Below are 16168 nucleotides of genomic sequence, written 5' to 3'. Positions count from 1 at the left end.
ATTCAGAAGATACGGGGATGAAGAGAGCGGTTTATCCTAGGAGTGGTACTCCTAGGTATCGGTCATCTTGCCCAATTCGGATAGAAAATGGAGGGTCTTTACATGGAGACAACGCATCAGCGTACGAGCCAGCTTGCCGAATTTTTGCAGACCCGGCGGGCCCGTCTGACTCCGGAACAGGCGGGTCTCCCCGGCGGAGGGAGACGAAGAACGCCCGGACTTCGGCGGGCGGAGGTGGCGCTGCTTGCTGGCGTGAGTGTCGATTGGTACACCTGGCTTGAACAGGGAAGGGACATCTCTGTGTCCACTCAGGTGCTCGAGAGCATCGCCAGGGCGCTGCAGCTGGACGAGAATGAGACGAAGCATCTGTTCCTGCTGGCCTCGAGACTTCTGCCGTTTCATTATCAGCAGCCGGAGATGGCGATCAGTCCGCTCCTGCAGACGTTCCTGGACGAACAGGGGGAACACCCGGCGTTTGTGGCCAATTCCCGCTGGGATATCGTCGGCTGGAACAGGGCGGCACGGCTCGTGTTCGGCGATTATGAGCAGATGACGGTCAGGGAGCGGAACTCGGTTTGGAGAATGTTCGTTTCTCCCTATACAAAGGAGCTTCTGGGCGAGGGCTGGGAGAAGAACGCCCGGCTCCGGCTCGCCCAGTTTCGTGCAGGATACGGACTCAATGTCGAGGATCCATGGTGGAGCGGGATGATTGAAGATTTGAACAAGGAAAGCGAGGAATTCAGGGCATGGTGGCCCCAGCATGATGTGCTGAACGTCAAGGAAGGCCGGAAAAAAATCTACCATCCGCGCGTGGGGCTGCTTGAATTCAGCCATATTACGTTCCAGGTGGAGGATTCTTATGATCTTCGTGCCACGGTGAACCTGCCTTACAATGACGAGACCATACAGAGAATGAAACAGCTGCTTCAATAAAGAGCAAAAGGCAGAAACCCACGTGGTTTCTGCCTTTTTTTGCTGAGTCGGTCCAATATTTCGCCACCTCCCGTAACTAGCGGCTCTGCGCTGGAATATGATCGTATAGGACGTAATTCAATTGCGGCGGCTGGCGGGCTGGATTCCAGCCAGAAGCCTGACAGGAGGCGAGGACGGTCGAAAAGCATCTGCTTATTTACGACGTCGACTGGTGGATCCTGGGCAAGACGGCCAAGATCATTCAACAGCATCATCCCTGCCTGGATATCATGTCCGCCAAACAACTGGAGGAGAGCATCGGGAGCAAGGGCAGCGAGGCGCTGAACCGGGAATATTCCCGCATCTCCGCCATGTGCCTGGGCCTGGCGGCATTTGCCATCTTTAAGCATATCCGGATCGATTCATCCGCTGCGGTCTCCTATTATTATTTCAGCAAAAATTACGACACGTTCCGTGAATGGGCTGACAAGCCGGAGCCCGATCCGGATTTTTTACGCCTGGTGATTCCCCGCATCGGCTCGATCGGGGCGATGAATCGGAAGCTGACCGAATGCCTCGCAGCGATGGCACCGGCAGCTTCCGTCCGTCATATCGGACACTTTGTCGACCATGCACTGTTCCATCCCGTTCCTGCGGATGGGGAGCCCTTGGAGCAGGAAGGCCGGCCGCTCGTCATCGGGTGGGCGGGAGATCCGGGAAAGGCATCCAAACGTTATGCGGCTCTGTACGAGCCGATTAAACGCCATTTTGCCGGCCGACCGGAGGTGCGCTTCGTTGAAACGGCCGGAGCGTATGCGCACGAGGAAATGCCGCGCTTCTATCGGGATATTGACCTGCTTCTGATCACGTCGGCGAATGAAGGGGGCGGAGCGACGGCGCTTGAGGCTTTTGCCAGCGGCAAACCGGTGCTGTCCACCAACGTCGGATACGTAAAGGAAGCAGCCCATCCCAGCGGACATCATTTCATTTTGGACCGTGACGATCCCGGGGCATTTATCCAGGCCATTGACGGCTGCCTGCAGGAAAGATCACGTTTGAGGGAAATCGGGCGTCTGTGCAGAACGGAAATCGAAGCGCATTGGACCATCGAAGCGGGCGTGAAACGCTGGCTGGACGTCTTGTTCGGAATTTAGGAGGTGATGACTCATATGGGCACATCAAACTGGCAGAACTTGTCTTATTGCGTGGAACTCATCCGGCAGGCGGCTCCGTCCAGCGTTCTTGACATCGGGGTCGGGTTCGGCCGGTGGGGCATGCTCTGCAGGGAATTTCTCGATGTCTGGCAGGGGCACGTCTTTCGTGAGCAGTGGCAGACAAGGATCGAGGGGGTCGAAGTTTTTCCGAAAAATGTGGACGACTATCATCCATACTTTTACAACCATATATATATTGGGGATGCCTATGAACTGATGATGAATCAGCAGCTTGGAGCCTATGATTTGATCATTATGGGCGATGTCCTTGAGCATTTCGAGAGGGAGCGAGGGACCGCGCTGCTAGAAGCCTGTCTGAAGCAATGCCGCAGCCTGCTCTTGAACGTTCCGATTGGGCCTGATTGGCCGCAGGGCGCCGAATACGGCAACGAATACGAAACCCATCGCAGCATTTGGACGGAGGAGGAGCTGGACCGTTATCCAACCGCCTCCAAGCACATGTTCAAGGATTATATTCAGCGTGACTTTGCCACTTATTTGTTCCATGGAGCACAGCCGCACGGTTAAAGGTCAGAGGCTTGGGTCAATATCAACACCGAATGGGGGAAGCGCCATATGACAGGGCATGGTGCCAGCAGAGATTACGTAGTTACTGAAATCCCTGTTGAGCTGCTGTTCACCGAATTGGATGTCCGGTCGGCCCGTACCGACCATCTGATCCAATCGTTTACGGACCGTTGGTACGAACACCATCTTCAGTATGCCGACATTTCCATCATGCGGCTCGTTCCGCATCGGGAGCTGTACCGTTACTTTGGCGAGGAGCCGGGGGCTGCGCCGGATGCTTACCTGGATTGGTATGAGCAGATTCATGCGACACGGGGGATAACCCCGTTAATGTCCGGAACCGAGCTCCTGAATCAAAGACGGATGGAATATGACAATATGCGCTCAGAGCTCCTCAGCGGACCGGACTTTTTTTTCGATTATCCGGTCAAAGCGAGATGGAATCCGTCCGGTTACTTTAATATTGTGGATGGACATCACCGGGCTTGTTTTCTGTACTGCCTCGGCTTTCGGAGAATTCCCGTCCGGATCCCGCTGCAGGATTACCCGGTCTGGCTTCATTCCGCAGCAGCGGCTGATGTCGAGCAAACGATGAAGGACCAGCAGCGAACGCTGATTTACACGCCGATATTGAATCCGCGATTTTACGGGATGCACAGCGAGCGGGACGAGACGTATCCAACGAGGCTTGACCACATTGCCCGGTTTTTGGGGCCGGAGAAGCTGAAAGGGCGGAGCGTCCTGGACATTGGCTGCAACATTGGTTACTATGCCCGGCATTTTGTCAGAGAAGGGGCGGACGTCACCGGGGTGGAACCGGATCCGGATCACCATACCCTCCTCCACAAGCTGAACACGATGGAGCGGACGGCATTTTCAGTCATAACGGAGCGTTTTGAAGAGTCTGAAGCCGTGCAGCAATATGATATCGGACTGCTGCTGACCGTTTTTTATCACATCATGAAAGATCCGGAAGCTTGCAGGCGGTTTCTTGCCCAGCTGGACCGGAGCGTCTGCGGTCTGCTCTTCTGGGAATCCGGGGATGCCATTGAATCGGAGAAGAAGATGCTGTTGGAGAATACCGGTTTTAAGCATTATGAAAAGCTGGCGGATACGTTCGGCACGGGGAAATACCGGGAACTTGGTGTTTTTCGAAAAGCATAGACCGGCAGCCGGTTAATCTATCGGAAGCGGAGGTGAAATGTGGATGCATGACGAATTGTCCGTTCTGATTCCATACCAGCCGGACGGCGGGCCGAGGGATGAGGCGCTGTCCTTTGTCCTTCGGTTTTACAAGTATATTCTGCCCTCGGCGGATATTTGCATCGGGGAGATTGGCGCAGACGAACCTTTCAGCAGATCCAGGGCGATCAACCGGGCAGCATCCCGGGCAAGCGGCAGCATCTTCATCATTGCCGACGGTGATATCGTCTACGACCCGCAGCTGGTGGCCGATTCGGTCCGCTGTATTGAACAGGGGCGGTGGGTCATTCCGTTCAGCCGGATCAACCGGCTGACGCAGCGCGTCTCCCGGTTGGTCATAGAGGGAGAAGCCATCTGGCCCCTGGATACCGAACCGGATACCAGGGAAGAACATGCCGCCTTTTTCGTCGGGGGATTAAATATTGTCGGCCGGAGCGCATTTGAACAGATCGGCGGTTACGATGAGCGTTTCATCGGCTGGGGCGGCGAGGACGAGGCTTTTGCTTATACGATGGATACACTGGTGGGCGAGCATATCCGTCTCGACGGACTGATGTACCATTTTTGGCATCCTTTCGTAGGTCCGAAAGGCAACCCCCATTATGAGCATAATTACAGGCTTTTTGAACGATACAGAGCTGCCCGGGGAGACAGGGAGTCGATGAACGATCTGATCCGGGAAAAGCGGGCGGGTAAGCCCTGATTGTAAGACGTTCCGCCGCAATACGGCCAGCATGGGATGAACAGGAAAGGAAGGAGCAGAATCTATGACATTATCGGTCATTGTCCCGATCCTGAACGAAGAGACCTTTGTCCCTTTGTATTTGGAGAGCGTGGCAGCCTTTGCCGATGAAATCATTATCGTGGATGGGGGAAGCACGGACGGAAGCCTGGAGCATATCGCCCGGCTCGAAACGAAGTATCCGATCCGGCTGTTTACGATGCCTCAGACAGGTCTTCCCTATACCGAGGACTGGAACGAATCGGAAGTGCGGAACTTTTTGATCGGTCAGGCCACCGGGGATTGGATTATGAACCTCGATATCGATGAAATCATGGACGACAGGTTCCGGGACGTGCTGCCTGAGCTGATGGCGAACACCGCCGTTGATGTCTATCAATTTCCGTTTGTGAATTTTTGGAGGGATACGAACACGATTCGGGTCAACAGTCCGGGAGATGAGCGCTGGTCCAATGACATCACACGGATGTGGCGGGCCGGCAAAGGTATCCGTTACCGGGACGAGAAGCATCACTGCACTTTGGAAGCGGCCGGCGGAGCCAGCATTTGGAACGTTCCGCGCGCCCGGGCCGACGTTAACGTATACCATTACCACTATGCGATTGGCAAGCGGATCAAATATAACGACAACCGCAGAGGAGATGTCAATCTGCTGAACAATGAAGGGGAACCGGACTGGAATTACAGCCATAAGGAGTACCAAATTGCCACGGTCCCTTTTCAAGGAAAGCATCCGGCCGTCATTCAGCGCTATTTGGGACAGTTGAATGGCTAACGGTTAGAGCATCCCACACCTTTGAAGCATGAAAAGAACTAAGCCCTCACGTCGGAACCGGGAAATGATCCGGGGGTCCGGGTGAGGGCTTTATCGTGACATTCCATGTACCGCAAAACGAATGGTTCAGCCTTTGAAGGCTAGGCTTATCATGCAAGCGACTGCTGAACGATTCGGGACACTTCAGGCTCTTCGTACAGCTGAACTTCCGGCAATTTGGCGGCCAGCGGCCCGAACTGACCCGCATGGTAGCATTCTCCATCCGCCGCATAACGTTCAGCATGAATCTCTTCGAACACCTGCTGCGACCCGCAATAAACGGCTAAATCGAAGCTGAATTGGCTGAACAAATCGATACGGTTGGTCAAATACAGCCGGGGGCCGGCCTTGCGGATGCCGACGACGGGATGCTGAAGATATGTCAGCGTGTAGACAATCACGGTGCAGTCGTCCCTTTGGGCCAACTGCTTCACCAGCTGCTGCCATCTTGCAGGTTCGTCGCTCCATGACAGTTCTCCAAGCACCAGCACACGTTTTTTCCCAGAATGGAGAGCATCGGCCGCTTCCCGGACTTCTTCCGGGGTTACGGACAGGTTAAAGGGGTTCAACGGACCTTTGGGCAGCTGCCACGCCTTATTCCACTTGGATTCGTAATATTGCTTGTTTCGATCCCACAGCGATTGGTATTCCTGGCTTTTTAACTTCTTGATCGTTGCACTGCCGTGATGGTACACAAAGGCGTCTTCAACGATCACCATCCGGTAGCCCGCTTGCTTGACCCGTTCACAGTAATCGTCGTCTTCAAACATTCCGATGCCGTAATGGCGGTCCAGCGGCCCGATCTCTTCAAATGCGCTGCGCCGGATGGCCACACAGAAAAATCCGAGCAGTCCGGTTTCGCGCGTGCGTCCGCGGTAATTTTCATAAAACTCCTTCAGCCAGCCGCGATCCGCCCCTTGTACGGGGTCACCGATAAAAAAGTCAAGCGCCTGATCATTCCCTACGTGGTTGGACATCGGTCCGGTCATGGCGATATCGCTGTGTTCCTGCATCGGCCGGATCAGCTTGGGAACCCAGGTCGAGTCGGGGACAATCGTATCGTTATTAAGGAGAATCAGATATTCGCCGGTGGCACAGCTTGCTCCCAATGAGTTCCCCTCGGCAAACCCCAGATTGATGGGTGAAAATACGGTCTGCACCGGTTTCTGCGCCAACGCCGCAAGCTGCGCACGGGTCTGATCGGTGGAGCCGTTGTCGACTACAATGATCTCCATGTTCGGATAGGCGTCTTTCCGAAGCAGGCTGTTCAGACACTGCCTTGTGAACGACCAGTTGTTATGGGTCACGATGACGATGCTGACCTTCGGAAAAATATGTTGTACAATGGCCCGATGCAGCATTTCGTATCGATGCCCCCACGTATTGCTCATGGCAAATTTACGCCGAAATCTCGCGGCTTCCGGCAGCTCCGATATGGTGCTGAGCGTCCGCTCCACCGCCGCCTCGAACGCTCCGGGGGAATCCGCGATTTCCACCATGTCCGAGGCGATTTCGGTCAGCTCGGGCAAAGGGGTGGAAACGACCGGCTTGCCCGCCGCCAAATATTCATAGAGCTTGACGGGGTTTGTCGCCTGGGTCAAATTGTTCCGGACGAACGGAATGATCGCGCAGTCAAACCGGTGAAGATAGCCTGGAAGCTCCTCATAGGGCTTCTCCCCGAGCAGCAGGACGTTCGGCAGCTGTTCCACCCCGGAGGTATCGCAGCCGAACGTATGGCCGATTAAGGCAAAGGTCCATTCCGGCCTGTTCCGGGCCATCGCTTCAATCAAGCCGATATCAAACCAATCCGAGATTGCGCCGTAATAGCCGATCACCGGGCCGGTAATACTGCTGAGTTCTGCGGGGGCGCTGCCCGCCCAGCCGGCAAAATGGCTGACATCGGCAGCGTTGCGCACCAGAATCGATGAGGGATTCAGCTCACGGACGCGCTGATGGAGCACTTGCGAGGAAGTGAGCACCACATTTGCTTTTTGGATCAGCAGGTCTTCCTGATGAATAACGTCGGCATGATTGGTCGAAAACCCGGCATGATCGTCCATGCAGTCATAAATGATGTTGTGCAGGTTCATCGCCGTGACAAGCGGAGTCCAAAACGGAAGGTCGACGATGGATACATATGAGGTGACCGCAAATTTGGCAAGGACATGCTCCAGTGACCATTTTAAATATTGGATATCTAAATCGTCCATTTGGTCCTGGTACAAGTTTAATCGTCTATGGGCACAGAGGGTCACCAGCCATATATTCCGGTCCACCTTTTTGAATTTGACATAGCGGCAGACTTCATCCCTGGCGGCACGCTCCTTCGAAATGGAGACGACGTCCGTCGTTATATAAAAAACGCGGTGACCCCGTGCGGCAAACTGCCGGGACAACTGCTGCGGGCGCTGCCAGCGGAAATCCCAGTCAATAACGGGAAACCGGATGATGTCATAGGGTACCGCCAAATCCTGGCCAGGCTTTGCTGTACGAAGATCCTGTAAAGGCTCCATTGCAGTAGGCACTGTGATTGGCAAGCGAGGGGGCGAATACGCCCCGAGGTGCTGCCCTGGAAAAGGCTCCATCGGCAGAGAATCGCGCGGTGAAGCAAGCGCGGTTATACGCGGGTCGAGGGCACGTTTTGGCTTGGCTGAATGATTGCTTTTTGGTTTATCGGCCGCGGAGGCAGACAATGGGCGGGATGCCTTCCTGGATCGGTTCCTCGGTTTGTTCAAGCGTTATTCTCCTCCCTAACGATTGTCTATGTACAAAATATGTACCGGGTCAACTTTACGTTTGGGTATATCACCATATGAGGTGATCATTTTTAGGAGAATTGCCCGGGTAAAGGCTTATCGCTGGGCATTTTGATCAACTTCCGCTTGGTCTGGTCCCTATCATTGACTACCTACATATTGTACCAATGACTATAAAGGAGGTAGGTCAAGTGAAATTGGTACTCATGAAAAAGCACAAGAAGGATTGCGGTATTCCAGCACATCACAAAAAGAAGCGGCATTTCCATAAGAAAAAGCCGGGTTCGCTTCTGAAGCTGATCCATGATATCAAGCACGGGCTGTTAAGATTGAAGCAGCAATTCCAGAGCTTAACGGGTACCGTGGCGGAGCTATCGGCCCGGGTAAGCACGCTGGAGCAGCAGGTCGCCACCCTGAACAGCCGCTTGGGTATCGGTCCAGGACCGGCACCAGGTCCGGGACCAGGTCCAGGCCCAGCGCCAGGCCCGGCACCAGGCCCCGGACCGGCGCCAGGTCCAGCTCCAGCTCCAGGACCAGCACCGGGTACTGGACCTACAGGCATCGTTGCTCTGCTGACGCCACGGATTAATTCGCGCGTCACGCTGGAAACACCGGTAGGAACCATATTCGGCACTTTGATCCTGATTGGTGAAGACTATGTCCAGGTTCTTGAGCCGGATGGAAGCAACGTATTGATCCCGTTCCGCAGCTTGTTGGCCGTTTCATAACCTTAGTGACTTCAGGAGGGAAGGCGTATGAATTTTGAGGAAGCACTTGCCGTTTTTGTCGGCAGACATGTCGAAGTGCAGCAGACCAACCAGTTTATCCAGGGCACTCTGGCATCTTCTTCCGGGGGGATTCTGGCCGTGGATACAGTCAGTAATAATTACATCCCGACGGCGCAGCGCGTAAATATATCCACGAACAGCGTGGCGCTGGTCCGTATCCTGCCTCTGTAATCATTCATAATTCGGTGCCGCCCCATTGTCTCCGGCGTTCATCCAGTTCAGCCATTCCGAGTAATGATCTGAAAAGCGGTGCGTAATACTGTGCAGGCGGATACGCCGGTGGTACAGCGCCCTATCGACATACAAAAATTCGGCGGACCCCGACATTCTGGCGAGGATTTCGATGTCTTCGTACAGACGGCCGCCGAACGGGGAATCCGTGTTCCAGCCGGACAACGATCTAAGCTTGGCTGTATTGAACATCCGCGGGGCAATGGGAATGCCGGCTTCGATTACACGGGCAGTAGAGAAAGGTTGAACGGCGGTACGTACACCCTGATAAATCAGCTGCTTATTTTTTCGTTCCTCCCATTGTACGTGATCGGCATATATAACGCCTGCCTGCCTGTGCAGGCTAGCCTTGCTGTATAACTGTTCCAGGCAGTCGGGGGACAGCCAGTCGTCGGCATCGAGCTCGAGCAGCCAGCTTCCTTTCGCCATGTACAATCCCGAATTCAGCGCATGGGCCTTTCCCGAATTGCGCTCCAGCCGGCAGGTCCGGATGCGGTGGTCCGGATACAGCATATCCAAGATATATGGCGTACGATCGTTCGACCCGTCATCGATGATTAAGAGTTCCCAATCGGGCAGCGTTTGTGCCATAACCGAACGGACAGCCCAAGGAATATAATCGGCATCATTATAAGTACATAACAGAATGGTTACCAGCGGCACTTTATGTGACGCGTCCGTCCTCGGCTCAACCTGGATCGGTGCGGCGAGCAGCGGACGCAGCAGCTCCCATTCCTCACGCTTTTTTTGCCAGGGTAACGGGGAGGAGACAGCCGGAACCACCGGACAATTGCGGGTAGAAGTCCAGGTGAAAGCGGTGTTGAGCTGGTATTGTTTGTCTAACAGGATGTAGGATTCGAAAGGCAGCAGCACTGTTTCCGTGAAACCCGGCGAAGGCGGTGCCATGACAGCGTCCGTTCGCCAGATCAGCGGGCCTCTTGGCGGCTGGAATCGTCCGCGTCCGCCCTCATCTGGGGTTGTGGGGCTGAAGATGCAGCCGGCCGACGCTTCGGGAAGATGGCAAAGCTCTGTACGCAGGAAGGCATCCATGCCCGGAAGCAGCCGCTCCCCCGCGTGCAGCGTCAGAAAGTAGGGCTCCTGGTAAGAGGCAAGCTCCTGGTTCATCCGGGAACCGAGGCTGCCATGTTCCAGCACGACGACATTCGAATCAGGGAGCTCCTGCCGTACGGAACAGGCGGTTGATTGTGCGTGGCGCAGGTGGAGGGAAGGCAGAATGAAGACGAGCATGGCGTGCTCCTTTCCCAAATCCGTCGTTAACATAGCGTATGTAACAATGGCCCAAGTGACACTGCGAAATTGACAAATCCAAGCGCGTGATTTAGAGTTGTAGTTAGAATTCTAACTAAATGGAGGATTTGGTCATGGTTAGTGGCGAGCAAGGAAATGGGAACGTTTGGGAATGGGACGCAGGCCCGCTGGGACGCCTGGTCAAGACGGCTTATATCGCGATGAGAAGGGAACTCGAAGGGCTGTTGAAGCCATACGGCATCACACACACGCAGTGGAGTGCCCTCGGAATTATCGACAATTATCCCGGTATTACACCGTCCGAAATGGAGCCAATCCTGATGATCGAGCGTCCCAGCGTAACGAGTCTGATCAACGGGCTGGTAAAGCGGGGGCTGGTCTACCGCCGCGACCATCCGGAAGACGCGCGCTCCAAGCAAATTTACCTGACGGAGCCCGGCAAGGAGCTTGCCGCCCGGACCCGGCATTTGACGCAGCGGATCGATCATGTGGTCAGACAGGAATTCACCACGGAGGAGTATGAATCCCTTAGGAGTCTGCTGATCAGAGTGGTACAGCGCATGGACCGCTAATAGAAGAGAGGAAGCGAGTCCTCTTTTTTTGTTCATATAGTTAGAATTCTAATCAAATTGCAAAAGGAGATGAATCAGTTGGGTAACATTCAAACTCATTCGTCGGCGCCTGATGTTCGCTGGCAAGGATTTCACCATACGGCATTGGTGACACCCGATCTTGACGCAACGATCGCATTTTACGTCCACACGCTTGGCATGGAGGCTGGTCCTGTTTTCTCTGCTGCCGGGAAAAGAGGACGTCACTGCTTCATTAAACCGGGGGATACCCGGTCTTGGGGAATTCATTTCTTTGAATACGAGGAGGCTGTCATCAGCCAGAGCTCCGAAGAGATCAAGCAGCTCGCGGCCGACCGAAATTCGTCCAGCTTGAACCGGTTTCTTCCAGGAGCGCTGCAGCATGTAGCCTTTAGCCTGCGTTCGGAGACCGACGGGATGAAGCTGCGGAAAAGGCTGCAAGAGCTCGGGGTTGTCATGACGGACATTTATGATCAGGGCCTCATTCGCAATTTCATCTTTCTTGATAATAACGGGATCCAGCTGGAGGCTGCCTGGCCGAAGGAGAAGGCGTAAAGAAAAGGCTTAGGTGTACGCAAAGCAGCCGCGGGGGATCCCGCGGCTGCTGCGTATGTCGGCTTATCGCCTTAACGATTGTCGATTTTCTCCGGATACAGATCGTGGTTGATCATGCGCTGCTCCGCCCACTGCTCATACTTGGTGCCCGGGCGTCCGTAATTGCAGTACGGATCGATGGAAATGCCGCCCCGCGGCGTGAATTTCCCCCATACCTCAATATAGCGCGGATCCATCAGCTTGATCAGATCGTTCATAATAATATTCATGCAGTCTTCATGGAAGTCTCCATGATTCCTGAAGCTGAACAGGTACAGCTTCAGCGACTTGCTCTCGACCATTTTCTGGTCGGGAATGTAGCTGATATGAAGCGTGGCGAAATCGGGTTGTCCCGTGATCGGGCACAGGCTGGTAAACTCGGGAAAATTAAATTTAACGAAATAATCGCGGTAGGCATGCTTGTTATCAAAGCTCTCGAGCAGCTCAGGGTCATATTGGAACACATACTTGGTCCCTTGGTTGCCGAGAAGCGTCAAATCCTTCATTTCGTGCGGCTGTCTTCCAGACATATCGTCATTCCTCCAGGATCGTTTCTAATTTGTTCAATAGGAAAATGTTCACAGCTGGCATCCGCCCGAATCTGCGAGCTTAAGGCTGCTGCAGATTTGGTTAAACGCCGCGCTTATTTCCCCACACCAGCGCGTGAAGCTGAGGCAGCACGCGGACCGCGTTCAGCTCGGGGGAAGCGACAACGGCGTCGATGAGCCGCTCATAACGGGCGAGCAGGTCGGCGGCATGGCCCGCGATATCCATCCGCTTCAGGTCGGGGTTGCCGACCTGAAGATACATCGGCGCCTGCGGGTACCGGGCATGGACTTTGGCGGCATAGGCCAGATCGGCATCGTCAAAGACGACGACTTTCAAGCTGTACGCATAAGCGGCCGGTCTGGCCGCAAGCCGGGTCACGATGCTGTCCAGCATCTCCCAGTCGGTCTCCATGCCGGAGCTCGGCGGCTTCGGCGACAGTGTGACTTCGTGAATGTCGTCAAGCCAGTCCTGCCAGCGGGAGCCCTGGGTTTCGACGGCTACCCGGATCCCGTGGCTTTCCAGCAGGCTCACAAGCGAGCCGAGCTGGGGCAGCAGAGCGGGATTGCCGCCGGACAGGGTGACGTGGGAGAAGCGCTCGCCACCGATCCGCTGAAGCTCCTCCCAGATGTCGCCGGCGCTCATTTGGCGGATGTCCGCCTTGGCACTGCCGTCCCATGTAAATGCGGAGTCGCACCAGGAGCAGCGGTAATCGCAGCCCGCCGTGCGCACGAACATCGTCTTCTGGCCGATGACCATGCCTTCGCCCTGAACCGTTGGGCCGAAAATTTCAAGCACGGGAATATTCATTCGTACATCCACTCCCGTCTCGCCTCGGCATAACTCGTCGGCGTTTCGTACAGACGGACGAATTCGGTCCGGCCGCCTTCGATTCGGTAATCCCCGCAGTTAAGCGCCTCTTCCATCCGCTCAAACAGCCAAACGACTATATTCTCGGCAGTCGTATTCATCGGAGGCAGCGTTTCGTTCAAATAGCGGTGGTCCAAGGAAGGTTCGATCCGCTCCTTCCAGATTTGCTTGATCAGGCCGAAATCGGCGGTAATGCCGACCTCGTCCGGAAAGGCGCTGATCCCAAAAACGGCTTTATACGTATGGCCGTGCAAGTTTTTGCATTTGCCTTCATAGGCATGCAGGTGGTGCGCGGCGTCGAAGGTAAACTCTTTGCTGACAAGCACCCTCTTATGATGATAGCGCAGGTCGGATGCCTGAATGTCTTCCCCCAGCTTTTGCAGCCGGTCCACGATGCGGAATTCGCCGGGAGTCTTGGTCATGGCTGCAGCGCCTCCGCCTTGGATTGAAGGTATTTATCAAGACCAGCCTTGCGCAGCCGGCAGGCAGGGCATTCGCCGCACCCGTCGCCGATGATGCCGTTATAGCAGGTCAACGTGCGTTCGCGCACAAACGGGAAGGCGCCAAGATCGTCGGCAAGCTTCCAGGTTTCCGCTTTGTCGAGCCACATCAGCGGCGTATGGATGACAAAGTCATAGTCCATGGCGAGGTTCAGCGTCACGTTCAGGGACTTGACGAAAGCATCCCGGCAGTCGGGGTAACCGCTGAAGTCTGTTTCGCATACACCGGTGACCAAATGTCTGGCGCCGGACTGCTTGCCCAGCACGGCAGCGAAGCTCAGGAACAGATGGTTCCGGCCGTCCACGAACGTGCTGGGAAGTTCGCCTTCCTCCTGCGTAATTTCAATGTCGCTTCGCGTCAGCGCGTTCGGGGCGAGCTGATTGAGCAGGCTCATGTCCAGCACGGTGTTCTTCACGCCAAGCTCCGCGGCGATCGACTGCGCACATTCGATTTCAAGCCGGTGGCGCTGACCGTAGTCGAACGTAACTGTTTCGACTTCCTTGAACTGCCGGAGCGCCCAGAACAGGCACGTCGTACTGTCTTGGCCGCCGCTGAACACGACGACCGCTTTTTCGTTTTTGAGCATAAAAAAACCTCTCCTTCATGATTTGGTCCGGAAGGGCAGGGCTGGAAAGCACCTGATCTCCGGCAGAAGAGAGAGGATTCTTGAACTGATCCGTAAAAAAACAAGCCCGGTCTTTATGGCCAAAGAGGGCAGTCTTAGTTTTTTATAGAGGGAGTTCGCGAACCTCTCCCGCACGGGACGCGCGGATTGTCTTCAATTAAGCGCAGGGTGCTGCGCCGGACTATTATATCATATCTTTGCGGATGAGGGAGTTTTGGATTTCAACATTTTCGCTGCTGACCTTTTTGCGGAACTGGCTCGGCGAAATGTTCTTGTACTGCTTGAACTGCTGGATAAAGTAGCTCGAGCTCGAAAATCCCGTCTCCTGGGCGATTTCCGTCATGGTCATCTCGGTGGTCAGGAGCAGCTTCTCCGCCTCGGTAATCCGAATGTAGTTCAAATAATTGGTAAACGTTTTGCCCATGATCGCTTTGAAGCGGCGCGAAAAATAGCTGTAGCTCAGGTTGCAGATCCGCGCGGCGGCCTGGGCGTTGATGTCAAAGCGGTAGTTGTCGTCGATGTACTCGAACACTTTCTGCAGCATCTGGATGTCCATCTCCTTTAGGGAGTGGGCAACATCCCAATGGAGGCCGAGGTTTTTCGATTCGCGCAAAAACCATAGGAAGAGCCTGCAGATCAGCGTCCGGACCGCGAGCTCGAAGCCGTAAGACCGGTTCGTGAATTCGTCATAAATTTCGCGCACCAGATCCGGGACGACCGTATCCTTGATTTCGGACTCGGCGAACATCCGCTGATTGTTCGATTCCGCCATCGTAAACGGCAGCACGTACTTCGATTCGAATACGGTTCTGGATGTCGAGTACAAAATTTCAGGATCGAATTTAATGACTATATAAGAGACCTGCTCCCCATCCAGCGCATAGATGGAGTGGGTTTCATGCGAGTGGATCACGATCAGATCGCCTTTGCTCAGGGTATGGGACTCTCCTCCCAGGAACACCTTGGCTTTTCCCGTGAGAAAATAAAGAATCTCGATATACATGTGCCAGTGGGCGTGAACGATCCAGCGGCTGCCGGCGCTTTGATGGATCATGCATTCGTACGGATAGTGGATCGTCCCGATGGATGGGCGGTTCGACTCAAAATAAGGCTCGGTCATTTTCGCACGCTCCCGTTATACAATGACAAATATTTAATATATTAGAATAGGTTCATTGTATAACTTATCGAGGGATTTTGGTATCGTTACTTTGTATCAACGGAAGGGGTGCAAAGGATGGAAAAGGTGGCATTGCAGTTATATTCAATCAAGGAACTGACAGGAACTGATTTTCTCGGGACGCTCCGGAAGGTTGCGGAGATCGGCTACGATGGCGTCGAATTCGCCGGTTATTTCAATACTTCCGCCTCGGATCTGAAGAAAGCGCTGGACGAGTATGGCCTGCAGGCGGCCGGCAGCCATATCGGCGTATCCGAGCTGACGGATCACCTGGATCGGACGATCGAGTATTCGCAGGAAATTAATAGCGCTTACATCATCTGTCCCGGTCTTCCGGAGGAAATGAGAAACAGCGCTGACAGCTACAAGCGTACTGCGGAGCTGTTCAACCGCATCGGCGAACGCTGCAAGCAGAGCGGTATCCGCTTCGGTTACCACAATCATGGCATCGAATTTGAGAAATTCGATGGCGAATACGGGCTGGACCTGCTGGTGAACAATACGGACCCTGATCATCTGTTCATCGAGCTGGATACATATTGGGCGGAGCACGCCGGACTGCGCTCGGTGGACTTTATCAACAAATACAAAGAGCGCTGCGCCATTCTGCACATCAAGGATATGAAGAGCCTGGAGGACAAGCGGAATACGGAAATCGGTTCCGGCATTATGGATTTCCGTGCCATTACGGCGGCAGGCAAGCAGTACGGCGTCAACTGGTTTACGGTCGAGCAGGAGGAATATGAAATTCCGCAGCTGGACAGCATCGGCCAGAGCCTGAAATATTTACGGGAAATTTTGTAAT

General features: G+C 54.5%; 18 protein-coding genes and 1 riboswitch. Of the genes, 11 read left to right on the top strand and 7 right to left on the bottom strand.

The genetic code is table 11. The features are described 5' to 3' along the window. Positions 1-102 precede the first annotated feature (102 nt). The 6 genes from C7820_RS10960 to C7820_RS10935 all read left to right on the top strand — a co-directional run bounded on the left by C7820_RS10960 (position 103) and on the right by C7820_RS10935 (position 5374). Positions 103-933: a helix-turn-helix transcriptional regulator gene (locus C7820_RS10960; RefSeq protein WP_076167287.1), complete on the top strand. Its 831-nt coding sequence runs from the start codon at positions 103-105 to the stop codon at positions 931-933. A gap of 269 nt (positions 934-1202) precedes the next feature. Then, positions 1203-2066: a glycosyltransferase family 4 protein gene (locus C7820_RS10955; protein WP_258875205.1), complete on the top strand. Its 864-nt coding sequence runs from the start codon at positions 1203-1205 to the stop codon at positions 2064-2066. A 15-nt stretch (positions 2067-2081) separates the two neighbouring features. Beyond that, the gene (locus tag C7820_RS10950; RefSeq protein WP_116230965.1) at positions 2082-2654 is read left to right on the top strand and encodes a class I SAM-dependent methyltransferase; all 573 of its coding nucleotides are present in this window, start codon (positions 2082-2084) and stop codon (positions 2652-2654) included. Positions 2655-2702: 48 nt separating this feature from the next. Then, positions 2703-3818 carry a methyltransferase domain-containing protein gene (locus C7820_RS10945; RefSeq protein WP_116230964.1) on the top strand — a complete coding sequence of 372 codons (1116 nt, stop codon included), beginning with the start codon at positions 2703-2705 and terminating at the stop codon, positions 3816-3818. A gap of 43 nt (positions 3819-3861) precedes the next feature. Then, the gene (locus C7820_RS10940; protein WP_116230963.1) at positions 3862-4560 is read left to right on the top strand and encodes a galactosyltransferase-related protein; all 699 of its coding nucleotides are present in this window, start codon (positions 3862-3864) and stop codon (positions 4558-4560) included. Between the two features lie 64 nt (positions 4561-4624). Then, complete coding sequence (locus C7820_RS10935; protein WP_116230962.1) at positions 4625-5374, top strand: glycosyltransferase; 750 nt, start codon at positions 4625-4627, stop codon at positions 5372-5374. Between the two features lie 149 nt (positions 5375-5523). Here the strand turns inward: C7820_RS10935 and C7820_RS10930 are convergent, their stop codons facing one another. Continuing rightward, positions 5524-7926 carry a glycosyltransferase gene (locus tag C7820_RS10930; protein ID WP_116230961.1) on the bottom strand — a complete coding sequence of 801 codons (2403 nt, stop codon included), beginning with the start codon at positions 7924-7926 and terminating at the stop codon, positions 5524-5526. A 434-nt stretch (positions 7927-8360) separates the two neighbouring features. Here C7820_RS10930 and C7820_RS33420 point away from each other — a divergent pair, with 434 nt between their 5' ends. Then, on the top strand, positions 8361-8897 hold the full coding sequence (locus C7820_RS33420) for a hypothetical protein (protein ID WP_181908997.1): 537 nt from the start codon (positions 8361-8363) through the stop codon (positions 8895-8897). Between the two features lie 27 nt (positions 8898-8924). Next, complete coding sequence (locus tag C7820_RS10920; protein WP_116230959.1) at positions 8925-9128, top strand: hypothetical protein; 204 nt, start codon at positions 8925-8927, stop codon at positions 9126-9128. Here the strand turns inward: C7820_RS10920 and C7820_RS10915 are convergent, their stop codons facing one another. Next, positions 9129-10436 (bottom strand): glycosyltransferase family 2 protein, encoded by a 1308-nt coding sequence (locus C7820_RS10915; RefSeq protein ID WP_181908996.1) that lies wholly within the window; start codon positions 10434-10436, stop codon positions 9129-9131. Positions 10437-10570: 134 nt separating this feature from the next. Here C7820_RS10915 and C7820_RS10910 point away from each other — a divergent pair, with 134 nt between their 5' ends. Further along, entirely contained in the window at positions 10571-11029 is a 459-nt protein-coding gene (locus tag C7820_RS10910) for a MarR family winged helix-turn-helix transcriptional regulator (RefSeq protein ID WP_116230957.1), read from the top strand. Positions 11030-11107: 78 nt separating this feature from the next. Next, a complete protein-coding gene (locus tag C7820_RS10905; RefSeq protein WP_220376646.1) occupies positions 11108-11602 on the top strand; it encodes a VOC family protein in 495 nt (164 codons plus the stop codon). A 71-nt stretch (positions 11603-11673) separates the two neighbouring features. Here the strand turns inward: C7820_RS10905 and queF are convergent, their stop codons facing one another. From queF to C7820_RS10880, 5 genes are all read right to left on the bottom strand, one after another. Then, on the bottom strand, positions 11674-12171 hold the full coding sequence (gene queF, locus C7820_RS10900) for a preQ(1) synthase (RefSeq protein WP_076167270.1): 498 nt from the start codon (positions 12169-12171) through the stop codon (positions 11674-11676). Between the two features lie 100 nt (positions 12172-12271). After that, positions 12272-12997 (bottom strand): 7-carboxy-7-deazaguanine synthase QueE, encoded by a 726-nt coding sequence (gene queE, locus C7820_RS10895; RefSeq protein WP_116230956.1) that lies wholly within the window; start codon positions 12995-12997, stop codon positions 12272-12274. Next, positions 12994-13479, bottom strand: coding sequence for a 6-carboxytetrahydropterin synthase QueD (gene queD / locus C7820_RS10890; RefSeq protein WP_116230955.1), 486 nt, complete (start codon positions 13477-13479; stop codon positions 12994-12996). The genes queE and queD overlap by 4 nt, the downstream gene beginning before the upstream one ends. Next, positions 13476-14144: a 7-cyano-7-deazaguanine synthase QueC gene (gene queC, locus C7820_RS10885; protein ID WP_076167263.1), complete on the bottom strand. Its 669-nt coding sequence runs from the start codon at positions 14142-14144 to the stop codon at positions 13476-13478. Before queC ends, queD begins: the two co-directional genes overlap by 4 nt. A 128-nt stretch (positions 14145-14272) precedes the next feature. Further along, positions 14273-14316, bottom strand: a riboswitch (PreQ1 riboswitch). Positions 14317-14367: 51 nt separating this feature from the next. Further along, positions 14368-15303: an AraC family transcriptional regulator gene (locus C7820_RS10880; RefSeq protein ID WP_116230954.1), complete on the bottom strand. Its 936-nt coding sequence runs from the start codon at positions 15301-15303 to the stop codon at positions 14368-14370. Positions 15304-15429: 126 nt separating this feature from the next. Between C7820_RS10880 and C7820_RS10875 the strand changes: the two genes are divergently transcribed. Then, positions 15430-16167 (top strand): sugar phosphate isomerase/epimerase family protein, encoded by a 738-nt coding sequence (locus C7820_RS10875; protein ID WP_181908995.1) that lies wholly within the window; start codon positions 15430-15432, stop codon positions 16165-16167. The last annotated feature ends 1 nt before the right edge of the window (position 16168 follow it).

It is taken from the genome of Paenibacillus sp. VMFN-D1, from assembly GCF_003386155.1.
Classification (GTDB): domain Bacteria; phylum Bacillota; class Bacilli; order Paenibacillales; family Paenibacillaceae; genus Paenibacillus_AQ; species Paenibacillus_AQ favisporus.
The sequence above is the reverse complement of the archived record's forward strand: the minus strand, read 5'-3'. Positions and strand labels throughout refer to the sequence as shown.